The 26189-nt window shown below is 41.4% G+C and carries 21 protein-coding genes and 1 riboswitch; of the genes, 5 read left to right on the top strand and 16 right to left on the bottom strand.

Annotated features, from left to right (window positions below; translation table 11 throughout):
- The first annotated feature begins 126 nt into the window (after window positions 1-126).
- Window positions 127-1395 carry a dicarboxylate/amino acid:cation symporter gene (locus ACZ9AO_RS11260; protein ID WP_251541553.1) on the top strand — a complete coding sequence of 423 codons (1269 nt, stop codon included), beginning with the start codon at window positions 127-129 and terminating at the stop codon, window positions 1393-1395.
- A gap of 208 nt (window positions 1396-1603) precedes the next feature.
- A complete protein-coding gene (locus ACZ9AO_RS11265; protein WP_476109081.1) occupies window positions 1604-3022 on the top strand; it encodes an NAD-dependent succinate-semialdehyde dehydrogenase in 1419 nt (472 codons plus the stop codon).
- Window positions 3023-3077: 55 nt separating this feature from the next.
- Here ACZ9AO_RS11265 and ACZ9AO_RS11270 read toward each other — a convergent pair whose 3' ends face one another.
- The 9 genes from ACZ9AO_RS11270 to ACZ9AO_RS11310 form a co-directional block, all read right to left on the bottom strand.
- The gene (locus ACZ9AO_RS11270; RefSeq protein WP_251541556.1) at window positions 3078-4184 is read right to left on the bottom strand and encodes an AI-2E family transporter; all 1107 of its coding nucleotides are present in this window, start codon (window positions 4182-4184) and stop codon (window positions 3078-3080) included.
- 393 nt (window positions 4185-4577) lie between these two features.
- Window positions 4578-6104 (bottom strand): acetyl-CoA hydrolase/transferase family protein, encoded by a 1527-nt coding sequence (locus tag ACZ9AO_RS11275; protein WP_476109082.1) that lies wholly within the window; start codon window positions 6102-6104, stop codon window positions 4578-4580.
- Window positions 6105-6235: 131 nt separating this feature from the next.
- Window positions 6236-6886, bottom strand: a complete 651-nt coding sequence (locus ACZ9AO_RS11280) for a LytTR family DNA-binding domain-containing protein (protein WP_048685020.1) — start codon at window positions 6884-6886, stop codon at window positions 6236-6238.
- A 572-nt stretch (window positions 6887-7458) separates the two neighbouring features.
- Window positions 7459-7821: a P-II family nitrogen regulator gene (locus ACZ9AO_RS11285; RefSeq protein WP_476109083.1), complete on the bottom strand. Its 363-nt coding sequence runs from the start codon at window positions 7819-7821 to the stop codon at window positions 7459-7461.
- 18 nt (window positions 7822-7839) lie between these two features.
- On the bottom strand, window positions 7840-9054 hold the full coding sequence (locus ACZ9AO_RS11290) for an ammonium transporter (protein WP_476109084.1): 1215 nt from the start codon (window positions 9052-9054) through the stop codon (window positions 7840-7842).
- Between the two features lie 279 nt (window positions 9055-9333).
- Entirely contained in the window at window positions 9334-9537 is a 204-nt protein-coding gene (locus tag ACZ9AO_RS11295; protein WP_251541563.1) for a YbdD/YjiX family protein, read from the bottom strand.
- A 13-nt stretch (window positions 9538-9550) separates the two neighbouring features.
- Entirely contained in the window at window positions 9551-11605 is a 2055-nt protein-coding gene (locus ACZ9AO_RS11300) for a carbon starvation CstA family protein (RefSeq protein WP_054397994.1), read from the bottom strand.
- A gap of 375 nt (window positions 11606-11980) precedes the next feature.
- Entirely contained in the window at window positions 11981-13771 is a 1791-nt protein-coding gene (locus ACZ9AO_RS11305) for an ABC transporter ATP-binding protein (protein WP_476109085.1), read from the bottom strand.
- Window positions 13746-15494 carry an ABC transporter ATP-binding protein gene (locus ACZ9AO_RS11310; protein ID WP_289348688.1) on the bottom strand — a complete coding sequence of 583 codons (1749 nt, stop codon included), beginning with the start codon at window positions 15492-15494 and terminating at the stop codon, window positions 13746-13748. Before ACZ9AO_RS11310 ends, ACZ9AO_RS11305 begins: the two co-directional genes overlap by 26 nt.
- 446 nt (window positions 15495-15940) lie before the next feature.
- Here ACZ9AO_RS11310 and ACZ9AO_RS11315 point away from each other — a divergent pair, with 446 nt between their 5' ends.
- On the top strand, window positions 15941-16501 hold the full coding sequence (locus ACZ9AO_RS11315; RefSeq protein ID WP_476109086.1) for a nitroreductase family protein: 561 nt from the start codon (window positions 15941-15943) through the stop codon (window positions 16499-16501).
- 603 nt (window positions 16502-17104) lie between these two features.
- Here ACZ9AO_RS11315 and ACZ9AO_RS11320 read toward each other — a convergent pair.
- Both ACZ9AO_RS11320 and queF read right to left on the bottom strand, forming a co-directional pair.
- Window positions 17105-18451: an aspartate kinase gene (locus ACZ9AO_RS11320; RefSeq protein WP_476109087.1), complete on the bottom strand. Its 1347-nt coding sequence runs from the start codon at window positions 18449-18451 to the stop codon at window positions 17105-17107.
- 193 nt (window positions 18452-18644) lie between these two features.
- Window positions 18645-19145 (bottom strand): preQ(1) synthase, encoded by a 501-nt coding sequence (gene queF / locus ACZ9AO_RS11325; RefSeq protein WP_034305880.1) that lies wholly within the window; start codon window positions 19143-19145, stop codon window positions 18645-18647.
- A 104-nt stretch (window positions 19146-19249) separates the two neighbouring features.
- A riboswitch (PreQ1 riboswitch) is annotated at window positions 19250-19295 on the bottom strand.
- 151 nt (window positions 19296-19446) lie between these two features.
- On the opposite strand from queF, the gene ACZ9AO_RS11330 reads away from it, so the two are divergent.
- Together ACZ9AO_RS11330 and ACZ9AO_RS11335 are read left to right on the top strand one after the other, a co-directional pair.
- Window positions 19447-20283: an EamA family transporter gene (locus ACZ9AO_RS11330; RefSeq protein ID WP_476109088.1), complete on the top strand. Its 837-nt coding sequence runs from the start codon at window positions 19447-19449 to the stop codon at window positions 20281-20283.
- 247 nt (window positions 20284-20530) lie between these two features.
- The gene (locus ACZ9AO_RS11335; protein WP_034305885.1) at window positions 20531-20665 is read left to right on the top strand and encodes a BA3454 family stress response protein; all 135 of its coding nucleotides are present in this window, start codon (window positions 20531-20533) and stop codon (window positions 20663-20665) included.
- A gap of 489 nt (window positions 20666-21154) precedes the next feature.
- On the opposite strand, the gene ACZ9AO_RS11340 is transcribed toward ACZ9AO_RS11335, so the two are convergent.
- The 5 genes from ACZ9AO_RS11340 to qoxA all read right to left on the bottom strand — a co-directional run bounded on the left by ACZ9AO_RS11340 (window position 21155) and on the right by qoxA (window position 25736).
- Window positions 21155-21604 (bottom strand): YfmQ family protein, encoded by a 450-nt coding sequence (locus ACZ9AO_RS11340; protein WP_476109089.1) that lies wholly within the window; start codon window positions 21602-21604, stop codon window positions 21155-21157.
- A 299-nt stretch (window positions 21605-21903) separates the two neighbouring features.
- Window positions 21904-22188: a cytochrome aa3 quinol oxidase subunit IV gene (gene qoxD, locus ACZ9AO_RS11345; RefSeq protein WP_048684982.1), complete on the bottom strand. Its 285-nt coding sequence runs from the start codon at window positions 22186-22188 to the stop codon at window positions 21904-21906.
- A 1-nt stretch (window position 22189) separates the two neighbouring features.
- Window positions 22190-22786 carry a cytochrome aa3 quinol oxidase subunit III gene (qoxC, locus tag ACZ9AO_RS11350; protein ID WP_048684979.1) on the bottom strand — a complete coding sequence of 199 codons (597 nt, stop codon included), beginning with the start codon at window positions 22784-22786 and terminating at the stop codon, window positions 22190-22192.
- A complete protein-coding gene (gene qoxB / locus ACZ9AO_RS11355) occupies window positions 22786-24732 on the bottom strand; it encodes a cytochrome aa3 quinol oxidase subunit I (protein WP_048684976.1) in 1947 nt (648 codons plus the stop codon). Before qoxB ends, qoxC begins: the two co-directional genes overlap by 1 nt.
- A gap of 74 nt (window positions 24733-24806) precedes the next feature.
- Window positions 24807-25736 (bottom strand): cytochrome aa3 quinol oxidase subunit II, encoded by a 930-nt coding sequence (qoxA, locus tag ACZ9AO_RS11360; RefSeq protein WP_476109090.1) that lies wholly within the window; start codon window positions 25734-25736, stop codon window positions 24807-24809.
- Between the last annotated feature and the right edge of the window lie 453 nt (window positions 25737-26189).

The raw sequence follows: 26189 nt of genomic DNA on the forward strand, positions 1-26189 counted from the left end.
CAAAATCCCCAAGACCAAAAAGAACAAAAAGAAAACAATATCACCAAAAGAATATTCTGATTCTTTCTTCTGTTACACTATTATCAAGTTAAGAAAGCGCTATCATATAACAAAGGAGAATGCCCCTTGAAAATATTAAAAAATTTAACAGTTCAGGTCATCATCGGTATCATTCTGGGTATAACAGTCGGTTTCTTCTTCCCTGCTTTCGGTGAACAACTGAAGATATTGGCTGATTTATTTATTAAAATGATTAAAATGGTCATCGCACCAATCATCTTCTTAACCGTCGTAATCGGAATTGGCGGTATGGGTGATATGAAAAAGGTTGGCCGCATCGGCGGTAAGGCCCTGCTTTATTTTGAAATCGTCACCACTTTCGCACTTGCCATCGGAATCATCGTGGTCAATCTGCTGGGACCTGGTAAAGGCTTTAACATCGATTCAGTCGAGGGCGGAGATGTATCACAATTTACGACAGCCGCTTCCGAAACGGAACATGGCGCCGTTGCTTTCATTTCTAATATCATTCCTGATAATGCCGTTGCCGCACTGGCTGGCGGAGACTTACTCCCTATTCTATTCTTTGCCGTATTATTCGGATTATCAATGGCGGCAATGGGACCGAGAGTGCAGCCAGTCGTTTCTTTCTTTCAGCATATTGCCGACATTTTCTTCGGCATCGTCGGTATGATCATGAAAGTTTCTCCATTGGCCGCATTTGGAGCAATGGCTTATACAATCGGTAAGTTTGGCCTTGGTTCTTTAACCTCGTTAGGACAATTAATGGGCAGTGTTTATATCACAATGGCACTTTTCATCGTTCTTATCCTTGGCTCGATTGCAAAAATGTATGGCTTTAATATTTTCAAGTTCATTGCCTATATAAAAGAAGAGATCCTCTTAGTTTTAGGAACCTCTTCATCGGAATCCGCCCTGCCAAGCGTGATGAAAAAACTAGAAAAATACGGTTGCTCAAAATCGGTAGTCGGTTTGGTTGTCCCAACCGGTTATTCTTTCAACCTTGATGGCACTTCCATCTACTTATCCATGGCTGCGATTTTCATCGCCCAAGCCTATGGTGTCGATTTAAGCATCTGGCAGGAATTGACCCTTCTAGGAATCTTGATGTTAACATCCAAAGGTGCTGCCGGTGTAACGGGATCCGGTTTCATCACACTTGCTGCAACATTAGCTGCCTTCCCAATGATTCCAGTTGAAGGAATGGCATTACTGCTTGGGGTCGACCGCTTCATGTCAGAAGCACGCGCCATCACCAATCTAATCGGTAACAGTGTCGCTACAGTGGTCATTTCTAAATCAGAAGGTGAATTCAATCCAAACCAAGCCATCTCAGGTGATATGAGTGAAGTGGCTGTCTCATCGGAAAAATAATTGAACCTTGAATGAAGAGGTGTGCAACTTGCACCTCTTTTTTGTGTATTTCTCCCTTTCTAGCAATGAAAGCCATTTTTCTATAAATAGCCAATCAAATAAATTTCAGAATCACTGAAAAGTGTTTATACTTTTATGTAACAGGTAAAAGTATAAAGTTTAAAGTTTTAGTAGTTTGATGGATTTAACCAAATTAGGAGGTTTTATCATGAAGGATTACGGATTATTTATTAACGGTGAGTGGTCGGATTTTGGATTGGATAAAATTGAAGTGAGAAACCCGGCAACGGATGAAGTAGTTGCCACCGTTCCTAAAGGCGGTGCAACTGAAGCGGCGAAGGCTGCAGATGCCGCATATGAAGCCTTTACGGGCTGGGCTGCACTCTCAGTCTACGAACGCGCTGAACTAATTTGGAAATGGCATCGATTGATTGATGATCATAAAGAAGAACTGGCAAAAATCATGACTGAAGAGCAAGGAAAGCCCCTTAAAGAAGCTCTTGGTGAAATGACATATGCCAATGGCTTTTTATCTTGGTTTGCCGAAGAAGGAAAAAGGGTATACGGCGAAACGATTCCTGCTTCCGTGTCCAATAAGCGGCTTTTCGTGACTAAACAGCCTGTCGGAGTTGTAGCTGTCATTACGCCTTGGAACTTTCCTGCAGCCATGATTACAAGAAAAGTGGCACCAGCGCTTGCCGTCGGCTGCACAGTCGTCATTAAACCGGCAAACCTGACTCCCATAACAGCTTTAAAAATGGCTGAATTAGCTGAAGAAGCTGGCATTCCAAAAGGAGTCATCAACGTCGTGACAGGAAAATCCTCAGAAATCGGCGAAACTTGGCTTCAAGATACGAGGATTCGTAAATTGACGTTTACCGGTTCTACAGAAGTCGGCAAAACCCTGATGAGGGGCTCAGCAGACACGGTAAAGAAAATCTCGCTTGAACTCGGAGGTCACGCACCAGCAATCGTTCTTGAGGATGCCGACCTTAATAAAGCGGTTGATGGCATCATCAGTTCAAAATTCCGTAACGCAGGACAAACATGCGTCTGTTCAAATCGCATTTATGTCCACGAAGCCATTCAAGAGGCCTTCATCGAAAAGCTCGTTGCCAAGGTCAAGGAACTAAAGGTAGGAAATGGACTGGAAGATGGCGTCGATATCGGTCCGCTTATCGATCAAAATGCAGTGGATAAGGTTCAAAAACAAATTGATGAAGCAATCAGCAGCGGCGCTAAGCTCGAAGCTGGCGGCAAATCAATAAGCGGCCTTTTTCTTGAACCGACCGTATTGTCCAACATTGATGACAGCATGCTCTGCATGAAGGAAGAAACATTTGGTCCACTAGCTCCCATTGCCTCCTTTAAGACTGATGAAGAGGCAATCAAGAGGGCAAATGACTCCATCTTCGGTTTGGCAGCTTACGTCTTCACTGAAAACATCACAAAGGGCATCAAATTCACCGAGGCACTTGAATTCGGTATTGTTGGCTTGAACGATGGACTTCCCTCCGTTCCGCAAGCTCCATTTGGCGGATTCAAGCAAAGCGGACTCGGCCGTGAAGGCGGACACCAGGGCATCGAAGAATTCTTGGAAGTAAAATATATTTCCTTAGGTTTGTGACCTATTTACCACACTAAGAAAACGGGCCCGACTCAATTGAGTCGGGCCCGTTTTTTCATTCCAATATATCTTCTTCAAGCTTTTCCTCTTTTCGGATCCTGATGAATTTAACGATATTCAATACTATCGTTTTAACAACCGAGTAGGTCGGAACGGCCAAAATCATGCCGATGATACCGGCAATGTTTCCGGCCACGAGCAATAGGATGATGATGGTCAGCGGATGTGTGTTCAATTTTTTCCCGATGACTAGCGGTGAAATGAAATTACCATCCAATTGCTGAATGACCGTTACCACCAGAATGACCAATAATGCCTCTGTCGGTGAATGAATCAATGCCACAATGACAGCAGGAGCGGCTCCGATAAACGGGCCTACATATGGAATGATATTGGTTACAGCACCAATCAGCGCGAATAAGAACGCGTAAGGCAAACCAATGATCAAATACCCGATGAACGTTCCGATCCCGACAAACATGCAAACAAGAATCTGCCCTTGTATGTATGTAGTAAGCGTCCCGCCAGTTTCCTGAAGTACTGTTAAAGCTGGTTTTCTATAGCGAACCGGTACGAATTTCATAATGGCGGCCGGAAGCTTATCCCCATCCTTCAACATATAAAACAGGATGAAAGGAACCGTTACGACCACTAAAGTAATATTCGTCACTACGCTGAAAACGGAAGTTAAACTGTTCGTTATATTACTAGGTAAGTTGGTCAAATATTTTTGCAGCGAATCCCCTACTTCTTGCAGAGGTACATAATCTTGTTCCACCGTCCATAAAAACCATTTTGACTCCGCAGAATCTTCAATGAACTTCCTTGTTTGATTGAAATAATCCGGAAGGTTATTGATTAAGTCCGTAACCTGTTTGGAAAGTGACGGGCCAACCAGACCGACCAGTAAACTAATCAATCCAAGGAAAAGTACGTAAAGCAATAAAATCGCCAATCCCCTTGGCATTCTCCTTTTAACGAGGAAATCAACGGTAGGGTTGAACAAAAAGTAGAGAAAACCCGAAATCAAGATTGGAAAGAACAATGTAGATGTAAAAATGACTATTGGTTCAAAAAGAAAAGAAATCTTTGTACCAACATAAAAAAGTAAAGACAATAGTAATAACTCTAACGTCCAAAAATGCAGTTTTTGCTTGAACAAATTATCTCCTCCACTATAAGCAATTCTATATAACTCCCTATTTCTAAGGAAACAACATCATGAATGTGAAAAATTCTATGTATGATAATCTTTCATTGTTAGCAGTTTACCATATTTCTATAACTTGAATGAATAATTATATCCAAAAATAAAAGAAAAAGCCTAAAGATACAGTTCCCTATCTATTTGATGGTTAAGCACCATTTTACACTTTAAATCTGTTATTTTTCGCGGGAAAATGAATCAATAGGAAACACCATACAAATTACTTAGGAGAAATAATCTATTTACCTTTCAATATTCCATTGATGTGACGAAAGATTCATTGGTTTTCACCTATACCGGACACGGACCCAAATAAAAAACCCCGCTGTATTGGCGGGGTTTTGAGTCTTATTTTTGATCTTGAAGAACAGCTTCAAGCATCGTACCGTTTTTAGCTAGGTTCGTATGCCATGAAAATGCTTTTTCAAGTATGTGCGGAGTTTGATGCCCGCCCGTTTGCGCAACAGCTTCAGTGAAGTATGCACGAAGCTGTTGACGGTAGTCAGGATGAGCACAGTTTTCTATGATTAACTCTACGCGCTCTTTTGGTGCCAAGCCACGTAAATCAGCGATCCCTTGCTCTGTTACTAATACATCCACATCATGTTCAGTATGATCCACATGAGAAACGAAAGGAACGATACTGGAAATTTTGCCGCCTTTTGCATATGATTTCGTTACGAAAATGCCTAGGCGTGAGTTACGGGCAAAATCTCCTGATCCGCCAATTCCATTCATCATTCTTGTCCCAGAAACATGTGTCGAGTTTACATTACCATAGATATCACACTCTAACGCTGTATTGATTGAAATCAAGCCCAAACGACGGATGATTTCAGGATGGTTAGATATTTCTTGTGGACGAAGAACCAGTTTATCACGGTATTTTTCAAGCTCACCGTAAACTTGTTTCCCTTTTTCTTCAGCTAATGTAATCGAACACCCTGAAGCGAATTTAACCTTTCCAGCATCGATCAAATCAAATACCGCATCTTGCAGCACTTCTGAATAAACTTCCAAATCTTTGAATTCAGAATCAAGGAATCCAGCGAATACTGCATTTGCCACTGAACCTACACCCGACTGAAGCGGAGCAAGGCTTTCAGTTAAACGGCCAGCCTTGATTTCTCCACGAAGGAAGTTAATGAGGTGGTTGGCGATTGTTGCAGTTTCTTCATCCGGCGGCACGATTGTGGAAGGTGCATCAAGATCTGTAGAAACGACGATTCCCATTACTTTTTCAGGATCAACCGCAATGCCGATCGATCCAAGGCGATCACTTGCTTTAGTCATAGGAATCGGTTCGCGTTCCCCTTGTTTAGCCGGTGTATATATATCATGCATCCCTTCCAATCCTTCTGGATGGGATACGTTCAATTCAATGATCACATGTTTAGCTTCTTGAACGAATATGGCTGAGTTGCCTACAGAAGTTGTCGGGATGATCAATCCATCTTCCGTAATCGCCAATGCTTCGATGATTGCAAAATCTATCGGTCCGACAATGCCTTGACGAACTTGTTCAGCTGTATGAGACAAGTGCTGATCCACATAAGTTACATCATCAGCATTGATTTTATTACGAATGCCTTTATCCGCTTGGAACGGCAAACGTTTATTTATGATACCTGCTTCCGCCATATGTTGGTCGACTTCCGGTCCTAATGAGGCACCAGTATATACATCAACTTTGAATTTTTCAGTTTTAGCTCTTTCAACTAGAGCCATCGGAATAACTTTAGCATCACCAGCACGGGTAAATCCACTCATACCTAGTTTCATCCCATTTTTAATCCATGAAGCTGCTTCTTCCGCTGTAACTACTTTCCCCTTAAATTGTTCGTTGCGAATTTTTTTGAAAACGCTTTCGTTCATACAAAAGACCCCCATTTTTCGCTTTTCTTACACTTAATTTTACCAATCCTGTGTAATCGTCACATTCATTTTCGAATGAAAAGCCTTAAATTGGGCATAAACCAGCATTTCTTTCACACAAAGGAGAATCACTAAAACCCCAAAGCCCTCCTGAATTGACTTGCATATGTTTGACTGACCTGGATTTTGGAGTTGTCTTTCATTATCAATAAAAATGTAGAATGGAAATCAGGAAGGATCTCTTGTATATAGTTGATATTGACGATGTACGAACGGTGCACACGAATGAATAAATCACTAGGTAAAATGAATTCCAATTCACTTAAATTCATTTTATGAAATCCACTCACACGTTCGGACTGAATTTTAGTTTTCCTATTTTGAGCTTCCAGATACATAATTTCAACATATGGAAGCGGTATCCAGCGGTCATCTGTTTTAATGGTCAGGAATGACGTCGGTAAAATTAATGGCTTTGACGGCAAGATGGCCGTTACCGCCCCTAAAGGATTGCCCTCGTCCATGATAGGAACACTCAGCCCATAGTAAGGTACGCCAAATACATTACTTTCAACTTGCACCCCTATTTTTTTACGGACGCTCAGCGCTTTATATGTCGCCGTATTTTCACTGATTAAATCACCTGGTTTTATTCTTAAGTCCACTTGTTTGCTCGGTTGATAATAAATGTATTTTTCGGAATCAGCCACAGAAATTGAAGCATCCTTCGGAACAAACTCCCTGATGATATTTAAAACGGATTCGACCGTAAATTGATCCATTTCCTTTCACCTCTTAAAAGAACATATTAATAATTTCCCTATTATTAAGCAGGGGCATTCATGAAGTAATTCATAGTTTTTTGGTAAACTTACATTTTTTTGAATTTTCTTTTCGGAAAATTAAAGAAAAATTGAAGTAACTAAGCGAAAAGCGTCGAAAAAAGCAAAGAAATCGTATTTAAATTTATATCTTTATTCATTATAGTTGGAATGCTCCCCGATTTCCATGGGGGATTCAAGAAAAAAGTTTCCTTAATATACTAATATTTAAATGACACAATCGAGCTAGACATCAAACAAAAAAAAAGCCGCTCTCCCCTAGGATAACGGCTGAAAGGTTATTTTTTTGAACGGGGATTTTGAAACGGGTATTTTAATCGGAGTGATAAAATCTCTTCTAAATTTTTCAGTGGCAATTCCAATAAAAAGGGTCGGTCATCAGGTTGATATACATCCTCTGAAATGAGCGTATTAACGATCTTCTGTTTTTTTGCATTAACAATTCGGACCAGTCTCCCCATTTTCAGCTCCCTTTCTTTTATCTTCTGTATCCGGCGGAATTGATCACAGCATCAGATGTCATTCTTTAACGCATCATGACCTTCTTTACCGGTACGGATATTCACAACATTCGCCAATTCATAAATGAAGATTTTACCGTCACCCGGTTTACCGGTACTCAAGAATTTCCTTGCTACATCCACAACATCCTGAACTGGCACTTCACACACGACGATTTCGATTTTCATTCGATCATGCAATGACATTTCACGATTTCTGCCTCTATATGTTTCCACATAACTTTTCTGAAGACCTGTTCCTTTTACTTCCGATACTGTCATTCCGCTTACCCCTATTTTCGCAAGTTCCGCTTTGAATTGTTCAAATTGGATAGGACGTGTAATGATTTCTATTTTCGATAAAATCTCGGACATATGAGCAGCACCCCCCTTTTAAATGGATTCGTGATAAGCTTTTTCTCCATGAAGTGTAAGATCAAGCCCCATTGACTCATCTTCTTCACTGACACGCAACGGCACGAAAAGGTTAATGGCTTTAGCAACGATATATGTGACCACGGCAACGAAGATATAGGTCGCAATGATCGCTACAAGCTGCTTCCACAACAAGTTGAAATCTCCATAGAATAAACCATTTGCACCGCTTTCGTTTACGGAAGTTGTCGCGAACAAACCTGTTGCGATGCCACCCCAGGTCCCGCCGATCCCATGTAACCCGAAAGCATCAAGAGCATCGTCGTAACCCAGTTTATTCTTCAGGAAGAATACGCCCCAGAAACAAACGGCACCGCCGATGACACCGATGATGATTGATGAAGCGGGCGTTACGAATCCGCAAGCGGGTGTAATGGCCACCAAGCCAGAAATGGCTCCGGATACTGCACCCAGCAGTGTTGCCTTTTTATTAGCCATATACTCGACGATCAGCCATCCAATGATACCAGCAGCTGCTGCAACAGCTGTATTAACGAATACATTCATCGCCACTTCATTGATTGTCAGTGCGCTTCCGACGTTGAAGCCGTACCAACCGAACCAAATTAATGATCCTCCAAGAAATGTTAAAGGAAGATTATGCGGTGCACTGTCCCCCGACTCTTTCCTTTTACCTAACATGATCGCTAATACCAAACCTGCAACCCCTGAAGATATATGAACAACGTTGCCACCTGCAAAGTCAAGTGTACCCAGTTCCGCTAACCAGCCTCCACCCCATACCCAGTGTGCAACAGGAGCGTATACGAATAAAGACCAAAGGATCGTAAAAATCAGGAATGCTGAAAACTTCATCCGCTCGGCAATGCCACCCGCAATGATCGAGACCGTTAGAACGGCAAAAGTCATTTGGAATAACATGAACAAACTATGGGGAATTGTTTCGCTGTAAGGTCCAGGTGCAAAGCCCACATCCTTTAAACCAACCCAGTCCAGACCGCCCAGAAGTGAATTACCAGGTGAAAATGATATTGAATACCCAATCAGCACCCAAAGAATAGAAATGACAGCCAGAGGCATATAACTATGCATTGCCGTATTCAAGACATTTTTACTTTTTACCATCCCTCCATAAAATAGGGCAATCCCTGGTGTCATTAGCCAAACCATCATCGTCGCCAAAAACATGAATACCGAATCTGCCATTTGCATACTGTTTTTTCCCCCTTTTTTATATATGTTATGTTTACTAACACTAATATGTTATATTTTTTATCATATACTTAATTTTCTAATAATTCAACTTAATTTTTGTATTTTTCATAAAAATGTTAGATTATATAACATCAAATGTGATTTTTTTGGTTTAATAGTTACTTTTCCACATCTTCACGACTCCATGGCTGTTACATTTCACCCTCCACTTATTCCCCCTCGAAAAAACCATTAAAAAAAGGGCCCTCCTATTGAGGACCCTTCAATAAATATTCATTAACAGCAACGAGACACTTTCCCACCCTTTGCGTTATACCGTTCATCCTGGGCTTCGCAGAAAAATTCTTTCCTGGTTTTCACGGGATCTTCAGGATGATGCTTTCTCATATGTGCCACATACGTATCATAACTTGGCACGCCGACGAGCAAACTGATGAATTGCTTTCTGTAGCTGAGAATTGTAATTATTCTTTTCAACATCGCTTTCCCTCCCTTATGACGACCTTGATACATAAGGCGTTTCATGTAAATCTATTTTCTGGTTCTTCAAGACTTTTATCCATAACCTAATGGCAGAAATCAGGACCGTGATCACCACGATCATGAAGATGGCACATAGGGCAGCATCCACATAATCATTTACGATAACCCGCTTCATCTCGGCCAGATTGGCTGCCGGAGCAAGAACTTCCCCACTATCATAAGCCGCTTTAAATTTATCCTTATGTGCTAAAAAGCCAATTGCCGGGTTTTCGTGGAACAGCTTTTGCCACCCTGCCGTCATGGTCACTATCAACAAGAATGTAGTGGGCACAAGAGTGACCCATGTGTACGCTTTTTTGCCCATTTTGAAAAGGACCGTCGTCCCAAGCAGCAACGCAATGGCGGAAAGCATCTGATTCGCAATTCCAAACAATGGCCAAAGGGTATTGATTCCGCCAAGAGGATCAATGACCCCTTGATAAAGGAAGTACCCCCAACCGATTACACAAATGGCAGTCGCAATTATATTGGGCAGCCATTTATTCGTTTCGGCAAATGGTTTGTAAAAGGTGCCGATGATATCCTGTATCATAAAACGTCCCACCCTGGTTCCTGCATCAATGGTGGTCAATATGAACAATGCCTCGAACAGTATCGCGAAATGATACCAGAACGCCATCAGGGACGCCCCACCAATCACTTGCGAGAAGATATGGGCCATGCCGATTGCAAAGGTTGGAGCCCCTCCAGTACGGGATATAATTGTCTCTTCCCCAACATCGTCTGCAAGGCCGGTAATCATCTCAGGTGTCACAAGGAAACCCCAATCTGATATCGTAGCAGCCACTTGCGCTGGTTCCGTTCCCACAACGGCCCCCGGGCTGTTAATGGCAAAATAGATGCCTGGCGTCAATACACAGGCGGCAATCATCGCCATGATGGCTACAAAGGATTCAGTCAACATCGCCCCGTATCCGATTGGACGTGCATGCGATTCGCGTTCAATCATTTTAGGAGTCGTACCTGAGGAGACGAGTGCATGGAATCCCGATACCGCTCCACAAGCGATCGTAATGAATAGGAACGGGAATAAATTGCCGGAAAATACAGGTCCCGTTCCATCGATGAATTGAGTGACGGCAGGCATTTCAAGGCTCGGCATGACAATAAATATACCAAGTGCAAGTCCGATGATCGTACCGATTTTCAAGAATGTACTTAAATAATCACGCGGTGCCAATAACATCCATACAGGCAAAACGGAGGCAACGAAACCATAAACAATCAACATGATGGCAATCGTTTCCCCGCTGAAAGTGAACATTGGCGCCAATGTTGCACTCTCTGCTACAAAGCGGCCGAAATATAACGCGAGCATCAAAAGTATGATTCCGATAATCGACCCTTCACCAACCCGTCCCGGCCTTATATAACGCATGTAAATGCCCATCAGGACTGCAATCGGTATGGTCGAGGCAATCGTGAACATTCCCCACGGACTGCCCACCAGCGCTTTTACGACAACCAGGGCAAGTACCGCCAGTAAAATGATCATGATACCGAGGATACCGATCATCGCTATCAAGCCTGTAATCGGTCCAATCTCCTCTTTGATCATTTCTCCCAAAGATTTGCCGTTACGGCGCATCGAACCGAAAAGAATGATGAAATCCTGTACGGCACCAGCCAAAACAACTCCGACTACAAGCCATAGCGTCCCTGGCAAATATCCCATCTGAGCTGCAAGGATGGGGCCTACGAGAGGTCCAGCTCCGGCAATTGCTGCAAAGTGGTGGCCAAACAACACCCATTTGTTTGTAGGTACATAATCTTTCCCATCATTATTCGCTTCCGATGGAGTCTGGCGATTGTCATCTAGCTCAAACACTTTCCGTGCAATGAATTTACTATAAAAGCGGTATGCAATTGAATAAACACAGAGTGCCGCAGTAACAATCCACATGGCATTGATGCTTTCCCCCCGGTTTAGCGCGACGAAACCAAAACTCACCGCACCCAATGCAGATATGATCCCCCAAAGAATAACAGACTTAAGCGCTTTCATTTTTTCCATCTCCTCTCTATCGATCTAGTGTACAACTATAAAAAACCTTCATTCATAAGGGGCCAGGGCAGTATTTCTCCCCGTACCCATTAAATTTAAAGAATTTTATATATATTCTGAATTATATGTTACCGTAAGGTTTTTTAGCAATAGCAATTTAGTCAATTTGTAAAGTATTTACCATTATTTTGTCGATAATTCCCTCCTTTCCCACTTTGGTGGAATCAATGATTTCCATGCTTTATAAAAATCGTATCGTGTGAACGCATTTTTAGAAGGTTCATCATTAAATGAACGGGATGCAATCCCCAAGTTTATGATGCTCATTATGGGACCAACACAAAAAATGCGCGCCGGATGGCACACATTTTTTCTTTATCCTATCTGATTTTCCCTTAATGAGCTGCGGTTTAGATCGTAATAAAAACCCCTCTGCCGCAACAATTCATCATGGGATCCTTTTTCAATGATCCTTCCTTCATCAAGTACGAGGATTTGATCACTTTGCTGAATTGTATTCAATCTGTGGGCAATGACAAAACTTGTCCTTCCCTCCATCAAGCGGTGTAATGCTTCCTGGATTTTAAGCTCGGTTATCGTATCTATGCTACTTGTCGCTTCATCCAAAATCAATAAAACGGGATCCGCTAAAATAGCCCTGGCAATCGATATTAGCTGGCGCTGCCCCTGACTTATTCCACTGCCATCTTGATTCAAGATGGTATCGTATCGATCTGGCAGTTTCATGATAAAGGAATGGGCATTGGCAAGCTTGGCTGCTTTCACCACTTCTTCATCTTCCGCCTCCAGCCGGCCGTAGCGGATATTTTCACGAATCGTACCTTGAAACAAGAAGGAATCCTGCAAAACGAAGCCCATATGCTTACGAAGACTGGACCTCGTCACCTGTTGGATATCCTGGCCGTCAATCAATATCCGGCCGCTGTTCGGCTCGTAAAAACGGGCAAGAAGATTAATGATCGTGGTCTTACCTGCCCCCGTGGGACCTACAAGCGCGACGGTCTCCCCTTTTTTTGCATGGAAACTAACATCATATATCGTTTGCTCTTCATCATTATACGAAAAGGAAACACCCTCAAAGTCCACCTCACCGCGGACTTCACGAAGTTCAGAAGCCTGTTTCTCATCCACTTCTTCTTCTTTTTCATCAAGTATGGCGAAAACCCGTTCAGCACCGGCAACAGCTGAGAGGAGTGTATTGAATTGGTTAGCCAGGTCATTGAGCGGACGGGTGAATTGCCTTGAGTACTCGGTGAAGATGACAATGACCCCGATGGAAACCGTACCTATGCCACTCAGCGCCAAAAACCCGCCGACAGCGGCTATTACCGTGAAACTTAAGTTGTTCAGTAAATTCATCAGTTTTGGGATCAGCCCTGAGTATGATTGTGATAGGAATCCGGCTTTCTTTAAATTTTCACTCCGGATGATAAAATCACGGATCACTTTATCTTCCTGTGAAAAAGCCTTTACGATCCGTTGTCCGGAAATCGTTTCTTCTATAAACCCATTCAATTCTCCAAGGTTCTTCTGCTGTGCTTTAAACAGCTTTCCCGTCCTGTTCGTTATCCACCTCAGACCGAAGAACATGAGAGGAACGATGAATAAGGTTAAAATAGTTAATAAAGGGCTCAAATACAGCATGACTCCGATCGTCCCGACAAGTGTCAGCACACTTGAAAAGATCTGGATGACGGAACTATTCAAAGTGGAACTGACATTTTCAATATCATTCGTGACCCTACTCATCAACTCCCCGTGCTGACGCCGATCAAAAAAGGGAATGGACAACTGGTGAAGCTTTTTGAATAGTTGATTGCGCATCGCATAAACCGTATCCTGTGCAATTCCGATCATCCAATAATTCTGAAGCCACATGGATAGGGAATAAAATATGTAGACTCCGAAAAGCCCTAAAAGAAGGCTGATCAGCCCCCCGCTATCTCTTGTGACAATATAATCATCAATGGCCATCCCAACAAGAAAGGGTCCAAGCAATCCCAAAACCGAGCTTATCAGTACCATGAAAAGGACACAAAATAGCAGGCTTTTATTAGTTGCCAAATAGGGAATGATCCTTTTTACCGTATTCCAGGAGTTGACCGGTTTAGACTTTGCCTTATCGGGAGATATTCTTCGACTCAAGCGAAATCCCCTCCTCCCCAAACTGTGAGCGAACGATTTTTCGATAAAGATCGCTTGTTTGCATCAAATCCTGATGTTTCCCCAGCGCAAGGACTTGACCGCTTTCCAGCAACAAGATTTTGTCAGCCTCCATGGCTGTACTGATTTTTTGTGTAATGATGAGCGTTGTGCATGTATAGTCCTTTAAAGCGGCAAGCAATTTACTTTCCGTCTTCAAATCCAGCGCACTTGTACTATCATCCAGAAGGAGGATCTTCGGTTTGCGCACCAATGCTCTTGCAATCGATAAGCGCTGTTTTTGCCCTCCCGAAAGGTTCACTCCTTTTTGCCCTAACTGGGTTTCATATTGCTTCGGAAGTTTCATTACGGTCTCATGGACCTGAGCATGCATGGCCGCAGCCATGATTTCCTCCATCGAGGCACCCTCTTTTCCCCAAGCGACATTATTTTTTATGGTCCCCGAAAAAAGCAGGGCCTCTTGCGGTACATAGCCGATCCTGTTCCGCAGCGAATTCAAGGGAATATCTTTCAGATCCTGGCCATCAATTTGAATGGAGCCGCTTTCAACTTCATATAATCTCGGAATCAGCTGAAACAGTGATGTTTTCCCTGATCCTGTCGCTCCTATGATGGCAAGCGATTCTCCCGGATCGATGGAGAAGGTCAGGTTTTTCAATATCGGGGTTTCGGTTCCAGGATAGCGGAAAGATACATCCAGAAACTTAATGCCTCCCCCATTGACGGCCCCACTCTTGCTTTCCGCCTTACCTTCATCAATATCTATCGGGGTTTCAAATATTTCCGTCACACGTTCCGCTGAAGCCTTTGCACGGGAAATGACCATGATCAGCCATGAAAAAACGGAAAGAGATGCCGCAATCCTCGTGGCATAGTTGACAATCGCCACAACTTCCCCTACCTGTATATCTCCCGTTGTTATAAATTCACTTCCAAGCCAGAGAATGATCAGAATCGCCACATTCATGACAAGCATCAGCACAGGCATCGTCGTTTCAATTAAACGAAGGGAAGACACAGTCTTTCTTTTCAACTCTTCATTCGCATCGTCAAATCGGCCAATTTCATGCTCCTTACGAAGAAAAGCTTTGATCAAGCGCATGCCTATCAGGTTTTCCCTCATGACTCCATTGACATTATCGAGTTTTTTCTGGACGAGCTTAAACAGCTTAGCCGCCCGTTTCATAACCCATCCCAAGAAGAAAACCAGAACCGGAATTGAAATGACCAATACGAGGGATAATTTCAAATCGACCGCAATAGCCATGATCGCTCCGCCGATTACGATCAACGGCGCCCTTGCCATGATACGCAAGCCCATAAAAATCGTATTTTGAAGTTGGGTCACATCATTCGTCATCCTTGTGATCAACGAGGAAGTCGGGATATTATTCAAGTTCGCAAAAGAAAACGCCTGTATTTTACCAAAAAGGCTTTTCCTGACATCATGTCCAAAGCTTTGACTTACATGTGATGCCGTAAATGAATTAACGATCCCGCCAAGAAATGAAAAAACGGAAAGTCCAACCATGACACTTCCCCATTTAATCACCACCGATAAATCTTTCTGCAAAATGCCATCATCAATGATTTTTGCTATAAATAGAGGTTGTAAAAGCTCTACCCCGAGCTCGACAATCATTAAGGATAAAGCAAGAATGATCAAAAGCCAGTATGGCTTAAGAAATGAGGACAATTTTTTCATCTATGACACCTTCGATTCTCCGTATGTAAATAGCATCTTTTCATCCTCTCATTATACATTTTTATACAGATTTTTTAAAAGATTTTAACTGTTTTAAAGCATTGGTAAATATCTTGAATTTTTTTTATAAATACCCTTGACAAATAACAGGAAATAAGCGAAAATTCTAATTGATAATGATTTTCAATTTCATTATCGATCTCTGAAATTTGATAAGCAATTACGATATTCTCTTATCGTACCCTTTTGATATTGTACATAGATACAATGTCGCCCCGGCTTCTCTGTGCCTAGTAAAATTATATGCTCATTAGCGAATGCAAGTCACTAGAATATTGCCCCCTCTTTATTCAAGTAATTTATTCACATTGGAAGCATATTAGGCAGCCGGGGATTATTTTTTTCAACTATTAACTTACATATATGATTAAAGGAGCAGGATGATCATGAAACTAGAAGATATCATTAAAGAACGGCGCAGCATCAAACGATTTAAGGACATTCCTGTTCCTATTGATACCATCCAATCATTATTGGAAACTTCGACATGGGCACCGAACCATAAAATGACCCAGCCATGGCGCTTCGTCGTGGTGCATGGTGATAGCCGTTTAAAACTCGCAGAAGCAACACGTGCATTCATGGAAGGCAAAGAGAAGGACCCTGAAAAGAAAAAATCAGCCGGACAGCGAGGATATAATAAACTCATAGGTGTACCGATGTTTGTCGCAGTGATCATGGAAGAGAATCCGAATCCCATGACACGTGAAGAAGATTATGCGGCTACAAGTGCCTTGATCCAGAATTTCAGCCTGCTTGCTTGGGAACAGGGAATCGGGATGATATGGGAAACATACGGCATGATACACAGCATCGAGTTTCGTGAAGCTTTGGGCGTGAAACCAGGCGAGAAGATCGTCGGCAGCCTTCACGTTGGCTATCCCGATATGATCCCTGCCCCGCGTCCAAGGAACGCGATCGATCAGCTCCTGACCATTATGGACTAACATAAAAGGAAAGCCTCCAACCTTCCAGTTGGAGTCTCAGACTGTAGACAAACTCGATGAAAACCGGGTTTTCTACAGTTTTTTTATGCTTTTACAATTTGAACGTTGATTTCCCCTCCAGGCACTCGCTTTCTGCGGGCGGTCCGCCCTCGGCTTACGCCTGCGGTGTCTCTAGACGCGCTTTTCCCGCAGGAGCCTCGTGCCTTACACTCCAATCACATATAGATAGAACTTATTCCTACATTCTTTTTTTGGATTATATAGAAGTATTTAACTAGGTGATAAGGATGCTTTCTAAACATGATTTTATTCAGCAAGATCATTTATAATTTGGTGTAAGTTATGTATGAGGTTGGCCGCCCCTTTTTATCCGCTTCAAGAGCGTCAACTCCGATCTCCTCCAATTGCATTTGCCACTTGTCATATGGGTATTAAATTAAAACAGACGCACTGAACCCTGCAGCGCGTCTGTTAGCTTGTAATGATTATCCCCACACGGTCATTGCCACTACCATAAAGAACCAGATAAAAAGGTATGTTTAGTGATTAAAAGATTAATCGCAAAAAACCCCCTTCTAAAAGGAGGTCCCTAAACGCTCATACTCAAAAGAACTCGTGATATAATGCCTGAATTGCCGTCTCTTCGTTGTGCCCTTTCACACCGAACATCATGCTTACCTCCGAAGAGCCCTGGTTGATCATCTCAATATTCACCTTTGCTTCGGCCAAGGCTTTTGACGCTCTTGCCGTTGTACCGACATTATGGCGCATTCCTTCCCCTACAACCATGATCAAGGCAAGATCATGCTCCACATTCACTTCATCGGCGTGAAGCTCTTTCTTGATTCGGGAAATGATTTTCTTCTCGGCATCCCCTTTCATCTGGTCCTGCCTAAGAATAAGCGTCACATCATCGATGCCTGATGGAATATGCTCATATGAAACTCCATAATCCTCGAGGATGTGCAGCAGTTTCCGGCCAAAACCAACTTCCCGGTTCATCAAATATTTGCTAATGTAAATACTGCAAAATCCTTTATCACTCGCAATCCCAATAACCGGCCCGTTCGTATTATCCCGTGTATTCACAATGCGGGTCCCTTGTGCCGCCGGATTGTTCGTATTCTGGATATGGACAGGTATTCCCGCACGGAATGCAGGAATCAGCGCCTCATCATGAAATACCGAGAAACCTGCATAAGAAAGCTCACGCATCTCACGATAGGTTAGTTCCCGGATTCCCTTCGGATTGGAAACCACATTTGGATTCACCGCATAAACGGCATCCACGTCCGTAAAGTTCTCATACAAATCAGCCTTGACCCCATTAGCAAGAATCGAACCCGTAATATCGGAACCGCTTCTTGAGAAGGTTAACACATCACCATCTAACGTATATCCGAAGAATCCTGGAAATACAACGATTCCTGGCTCATCACGCAGAGCATATAACCGATCATAAGACTCTGGCAGCACCCTGGTAAATCCACCTTCATCCGTTACGATCAAGCCTGCCTTCTTCGGATTGATATACTGCGCCTCCACTCCAAGGCTATGGAAATAACCTGCGACCAGCTTCGCATTATTATCCTCGCCACCGGCCTTCAAGGCATCCAGATAGCGCTTCGGGTTAGATTGATCTGCATGCAGCAGTGCCATTAAATTTTCATGAATCCCTGTGATGACACTCTCGGATATATCCAACTCTTCAGCAATGCTCGCATAGCGGGATACAACATCTTCTATCAAATGCTCTCCGTTATCCCCGCACAGCTGCTGTTCCGCAGCTTCAATCAATAAATCCGTCACCTTTATATCATCGGAATTGCGTTTTCCTGGAGCGGAAACGACCACAATCTTCCTCTCTGGATCAGAAACAACAATTTCGAATACCTTCCTCAACTGTTCACCTGACGCAAGTGAACTTCCACCAAACTTTGCAACTTTCATCTCGACATCCCCTATTTTCGTAAATATTCTGTCAAAATTAACTCTCCCTATTATTACGCTTTTTCTCGAAACAATCAAGTGGAAATTCCATTATAGGAGGACATTTGTACTTTTAAAAAGGACAGAATGACAGAACCACTGATCGAAATCAAAAAAAAAGACAACGGGCATATGCCCATTGTCTCTCCATTCTTTAGCGATTATCCACGGTTTCCGGGTATAAGTCATGATTCATCAAGCGGTAATTCGCCATTTCCTCATACTTCGTACCTGGTTTCCCATAATTCGTGTAAGGGTCGATGGAAATTCCGCCCCTTGGCGTAAACTTGCCCCATACTTCAATATATTTAGGGTCCATCAATTCGATTAAATCATTCATGATGATGTTCATGCAGTCTTCATGGAAATCACCATGATTGCGGAAGCTGAATAAATAAAGTTTCAAAGACTTGCTTTCCACCATTTTCACACTGGGAATATAGCTGATGTAAATGGTAGCAAAGTCCGGCTGGCCCGTGATCGGACATAAACTAGTGAATTCCGGGCAATTGAATTTGACGAAATAATCCCGGTTCGGATGCTTGTTATCGAATGATTCAAGGATTTCAGGAGCATAGTCGAATGTATATTTTGTTCCTTGATTCCCAAGCAGTGTGATATCTTTTTTTAATTCTTCTTCTTTTCTTCCAGACATGAAAAGTCCTCCTAATCCCACATTTCAGGGAGATTCATAAAATGGGCCTCTATATAACAAAAACCATATCTCCTCAAAGATATGGTTGATTCGCGAAAAATATCAAAGCCATAGTTTTTTTAAGAGGGTGATGCTATGAACCTCTCCCGTATATCGGGAAATATTTTAAAATTGTCATAGTAAATATAGAAAAAATAATCTAATCTGTCAATCATACATTTTAAATTTGGTTTGATTCTTGATGGCATTCAGCTTAAAATGTAGAAGAAGTTTATCCTACACGAAGGAAGAGATTAAGTCAATGTGGATTTTTGCAGCACTCATCACGAGTTTATGCTTCGGAATCAATAACAGCATTTTTAAATGGAGCAGCGGAAAAGGGTATTCCAAGATACATATCCAATTTTTCTTTTATTTTTCAGCATTTATTTTGTCCATTGTTTATGGAGTATTAATGGATGGTTTGCAGCTGAACTGGCTGTCCATCATGCTTGGTGCAGCAATTGGTGTACTGAACGCCAATGGTAACATCCAGATGGCAAGCGCCTTTGAAAAGGGTCCGGCAAGCTTGACATCTCCATTAATCGCAGCGAATGCCATATTCCCCATTCTCTGTGCAGCTTTAATTTTTCACGAACATATTTCTTCCTTGCAGTGGAGTGGAATCGCCTGCATGTTTATCGCTACATTAGTCATCCAATATACACCTAATGCAAAAGGTAATCATCAATATGTCCCATGGATGATGCACACATTACTCTCCATCTTATCTTTTGGTGTGCTCGGCATTCTTATGACGACATCAACACGTCTTCATTTAAACTCCCTTGATATCCTTGTATCAATGTATGGAGGCGGAATGCTTTATCTTCTTTCGGCTCTAGCCTTTAAAAAAGAAAAAATCAAGCTAAAGGAAGTCAAAATCGGTTCCTTAGTAGGCTTTTTAAGCATGATGGGCTATGGATGTTATTTCTTTGCGTTGAACACCGGCATCGCAAGCATCATTTTCCCTGTCGTCAGCCTGAACTGTTTGGTTGTCGTATTCGCTGGATGTTATATATTCAAGGAAAAACTAAAAACCTATCAAATTGCCGGTGTTCTTGCAGCATTAATCGGTATTATTTTAACTAAAATATAAATATAGTTCGTATAATAAAAACGACCTGGCTGTCATGTATATAAGCCAGGTCGTTTTTTATTTAACCGGAAAATAGAGTAGGTCAAAAAAAAGTGTTGACACCTCCTAAAAAATATCAGATAATTTTGAATATTAACTTTCTCGATTTACTGCTTTTGAAATGTTTGATTATCCTTCTGCCACGGGTATAAAAGAAATAGGTACAACCACCTCATTTAATTCTGAATCTGGAAAGGAAAGATGCATAATGGTAAAAGTTACAGTAACAGTTGATTTCCAAGGAAAATCTTATCAAACTAACGTCCTTGCTAAACCGGGTACTGATCATGAAGTAATTTTACAACAAGCCCTTCATCAAGTTGAAAAACAATGGAAAGCATAAAAAAGCAGGCATCGCAATAGATACCTGCTTTTTTTTACCTTAAATACTATCCAAAATACTTTTCATATGCACGATTAACGACCCTCTTGCAGCAATTCCCTCCTGCTTAAAAACACTTTTAATTATTTTTTATTCAAAAGACACTAAAATTAAGATGTCAGTTTGTGTACTAGAATTTTTTATTATGAAAAAAATATCCAATTGAAATGAGATTATATAAAAAAAGTCTTTTAAAAAGACGGTCTTTTAAAGGCGCGTCTCAGCTGTAGACAATTTAACCGTTAATTTCCACTTCCAGGCACTCGCTTTCCGCGGGCGATCAGGAGCCTCCTCGGCGCCTTTGCGCCTGCGGGGTCTCCCTTGGACTCGCTTTTCCCGCAGGAGTCTCGCATCTTCCGTTCCAATCAACTTTGTTTTAAAATTTAGTTAGAACCCTTTTGTTTGCAAACTCAAAGACGGTCTTTTAAGGACCGTCTTTTTAATGTTCTATTAAACTAAATTTCTTATTAATGGGATGGAACGTTCTTGGAGGCTATCGGAAAACAGACTATAAGAAATGAGCTTCTTCTTGTACTGTTTAACTACATCCACGCGGTCGCTGTAAATATATACAAATAACCTAACATCCTTTTTGCCTCTTTTAGTATCAATGACCAATGGAGTCCCGCTGTTCTCTGGATGTAAAAACAATTGCTCGTTCCCTGGGAATATATGATTTTTCTTCAAAAACCTAGCGTTATTAAAATAATTAATAACTTGAATTTTTTTTTCACCTTCCAAACGTTTTCCGTCAAAGGTTACGATCGCATTCCCGCCACTAATTTCTGCGTGTATTTTAAATTTGCTGATAATCCAATTAACTGCATCGGTTGGAAGACAGGAAACCAATATTTTTAACAAACTTAAGATAATTGTCAAAATCAAAACCGGCAAAGTCAATTCATCATCTCCGCTACATTTATAAATTAATTCTTATATAACTTATTATATCAAAAGTTGCTGACTGTTTTTCTTAGTAGATGTGTCCGTTCTATTAACGTTTCACTTTAGTAAAACATTTCACTTAAACGCACGGGCGCGCTTCGAAAGTGTAAATATAATATTGCGAAATGGTTATACTAAACAATATGGTTTCGATCACATCCTTGTTAACAAACTTCCATGAGTGAAATGGATAGAACGGTATAAAAATCAAAAAAACTGGGCGTCATCAAGACGCCCAGTTTTTCCGGAATCGATTATTGATATCCCCAAATCATTGTTAGCATTGTACCGAAAATTGTAACCAATGCAACGAACAATCCGTAATAAACGTTTGTATAAATCGATGCCTTATCTTCAGACTCACCTGCGTGCATGAACATAACTAATTGAAGTGCAGCTTGCATGAAAGCTGTAACAAGAAGGATGATCATAGCCATTTTCAGTGAGAGATCAAACATAATAACTGATAGTGCGACCAAAGTCAGGACTAGTGAAAAGGCAAATCCCATAACTTGGCCCCGTGGGAATAATTCTTTCATATTACATCATTCCTTTCAGGTAGACGAAACTGAAGATGAAAATCCAGACAACGTCCAAGAAATGCCAGTAAAGTGAAAAGATGAAAGCCTTGTTTGTTGTTTCTGGAGTCATACCGCGCTTTTTGATCTGCATGATGATGAAGGTTCCCCAGAATAAACCAAGTGTAACGTGAGCTCCATGCGTACCTAGTAATGTAAACAAACTAGATAAGAAAGCACTTGTTTGAATGGTTGCTCCTTCATGTACATACTCCACGAATTCATAAATTTCGACTCCCAAGAAGCCTAAACCAAGAATAAGGGTGATGATGAAGAAACCAATCGTTGCTTTCTGCCTTCCAAGTCTCATTGCATTGATTCCAAGACCAATGGTAAAACTACTGGTTAAAAGAAAGATTGTTTGAAACATCAGGGTTGGGAGTTTAAAAAGATGTTCCCCTGTTGGACCATTTCCAGTTCCATCAACTAATACAAAATAAGTGGCGAACAGTGTAGCGAAAAGAGCTATTTCTGCTCCTAGGAAAATCCAGAATCCAAAAATCTTTAAGCGATTTTCTTCCGTGCTATATTCTAGTGGCAGCGAGTTATCTATTTTCATTACTTAGCACCTCGCAATTTATTTTCAGTTTCTTCGATCTCTTCAACAGAGATATAACGTCCGTGATCTTTTTCGAATGAACGGTGAATCATACAAGCAAAGATACCGATCGTTGCAATGATTGCAATGATCCACATGCTGAATACCATCGCAAAGCCCCAAACGAAGAAGATACAGCTCATGATAAACGGCACACCACTGTTATTTGGCATATGGATCTTTTCTACTTTACCGCCAAATAATTTAAAGCCTTTTTTCTTTGCATCCCAGAATGCTTCTGTAGAATCAACTGTTGGCACAACTGCAAAGTTATATTCAGGGATTGGAGTATGTGTAGCCCACTCTAGAGAACGCGCATCCCATGGATCGTTTGAAATATTTCTTGACGCATAACGAGTGCTCCAATAGATATTGTACACAATAAGTGCAAAACCTATTGCCAAGCCAATCGCTCCAACGAACGAGAGCATATTCAATGGACCATACCCTGTTGATTCAGAGTACGTATACATACGACGTGCCTGCCCATCTAAACCAGTGATGAACATCGGGAAGAAGGTTACATTAAAGCCGATTGTAATGAACCAGAACGACCATTTCCCAATTTTTTCGCTCAACATGAAACCGAACATTTTTGGCCACCAATACGTGAAACCAGCTAGTACGGCAAATACAGTACCAGGGATTAAAACGTAGTGGAAGTGAGCTACTAAGAACATTGTATTATGGTATTGGTAGTCAGCACTTGCCATTGCAAGCATTACCCCTGTTACCCCACCGAGTGTGAAAATCGGAATGAAAGCTAAAGAGTAAAGCATTGGAACGGTAAATACGATTTTACCTTTCCAAAGTGTGAACAACCAGTTGAAAATCTTAACACCAGTCGGGACGGCAATTGCCATCGTGGTAATCGAGAAGATACCATTAACCATCGCACCGTGACCCATTGTATAGAAATGGTGAGCCCATACAATGAAAGACAGAGTAGAAATAGCTACCATGGAGATAACCATCGAATTATACCCGTACAGGTTACGACGTGCAAATGTCGAAATGATTTCACTGTAAATACCGAAAGCTGGAAGAATTACTATATAAACTTCAGGATGTCCCCAAACCCAGAACAAGTTAGCCCAAAGCATATCGCTACCGCCATTGGCCATCGTAAAGAATTGAGTTCCGAATAGACGATCCATTGTCATCAACGCAAGTGCCACTGTCAATACAGGGAAAGCGAAAACGATAATGAAGTTAGTGATCAAGATAGACCATGTGAACATTGGCATTTTCATTAAGTTCATGCCAGGTGCTCTCATTTTCAAGATTGTTACGATAAAGTTGATACCAGTCAGTAATGTACCGATACCTGCTATTTGAAGTGCAATCGCGTAATAGTTCGAGCCTACTGATTCACTGAAATCGTTACTTGCCAGCGGGAAGTAAGATGTCCAGCCTGCATCAGGGGAACCACCGACTACGAAAGAGATGTTAAATAGCATTGCCCCCATGAAGAATAACCAGAAGCTTACTGCGTTCAGACGTGGGAATGCTACGTCACGCGCTCCAATTTGTAATGGTGTAACAATGTTCATTAACCCAATGATAAATGGCATAGCCATGAACAGGATCATGACGACCCCGTGTGTTGTAAATACCTCATTATAATGCTGTCCATCCAAAAGACCGTTATCTGGAATAGCCGTTTGAGCACGCATCATAAGAGCATCGACGCCACCACGGAAGAGCATAAGCAGTGCTGCCAAAATGTACATGATACCAATACGTTTATGGTCAACCGTTGTTAACCACTCACGCCATAAGTAACCCCATTTTTTAAAATAGGTAATTCCGGCAACAACCGCAATCATGGTTAAACCAATCGCAACCATGGATGCATAAATCGCAGGACTTGGATGAGGTACGGCAAATCGATCAAAGTAATCCATACTTTTGTGACTCCTTTCAGGAAAATATTCCTTATCTTGTAAACCTAGTTGTTTTATCGAACGAAAATTAATTCTTAGTGATCATGATTCATGTTGCTGTGTTCTGAATGTTCCTTGTGTGAATCCTTGGAATCATGTTCTTCAGTATCAGAAGATCCGTGGTCATGACCAGCATTTTCCCCTTCAGGAGCTGGTGAAAACTCTAAGTGAGTTCCAGTGTAAGTGGATTGTCCCACATGACCAGGTTTTAATAATTCATTGAATTTTTCCTCAGTAATCGGTTTAGCAGTAGCTTTAATTTCATCTACCCACTTATCGTATTCTTCTGCAGAAAGTACATTAACGTTGAACGTTTGCTGAGCAAAACCTGAACCACTGAAGTTTGAATTTCGACCCATATACTCTCCTGGTACATCAGCTGCTAAGTGCAACGTGTTAACCATGTCCGACATCGCGTATTTTTGTCCTCCAAGTTGCGGAATCCAGAAACTTGAGATTGGACCGAATGAGTAAAGTTTAAATTCAATTGGTCGGTTAGTAGGTAAAAACAGATAGTTGACTGTTTCGATATCTTCTTCCGGATAACTAAAATGCCACTTCCAGTTGGAAGATGAAGCGTAAATAATTAAAGGTTCTTGATCTCCGTATCCTTTAGGTGTTGCCTCAACTTCATTTGTTGTTTTAACAGTTACAACGGATAGGAAAGCGACGATTAAAATTGGGATCGCAACCCAAATTATTTCAAGAACCTTACTTCCTTCAATATGAGGCGGTTCATAATCATCACGTTGTTTGGAAGCACGATATTTCATTATCATGAAAATATACAGTACCATAACGACAAGGACGACAAAGGCCATTGTCCATATCGAAATCATAATAACATCTGCTTGTGTTGCAGCTACTGGCCCTTTAGGGTCCAAGACCATTAATGGGTTATCGCAACCGGTTAGCACAGTGGCAATAGTAAAAAGTATAGTTAATAGAGCCCATTTTATTTTCATAGTACTACCCCTTTCTTACATAATAAAATTCCAATTGGTAATTATTCGGACAAAGTGTTACCATGTTCACAAACCCCGACATACCAATATTAATCCCAAGTCTAAAAAAAGACAATACAAAGTGACATCTGTCACATAAAGTTCATTAAAGAGCAGTAAGAAGATGGTAAATGAACTGAAATGTTCGAAAATCTTCAGCAAATGAAATATAATAATTGTTTAATAACATACCTATGGAAATTCACTTATCAGTACAGGATTGCATAAATTACCGATCCACTATCCGTTTATTACTACTCTAATATAATGAAATGAAAATTCCTCATTATACTCACCGTGTATATTGCCTCAACCCCACTCAAGAATATGAATGATATTACCTATCCTGTCAAGTAGGTGTTTATCGTTGGAAAACATGATTTAAAACGGATTTTTTATACTCGGCCATGGAAG

It is taken from the genome of Peribacillus sp. TE19612 (assembly GCF_056279465.1).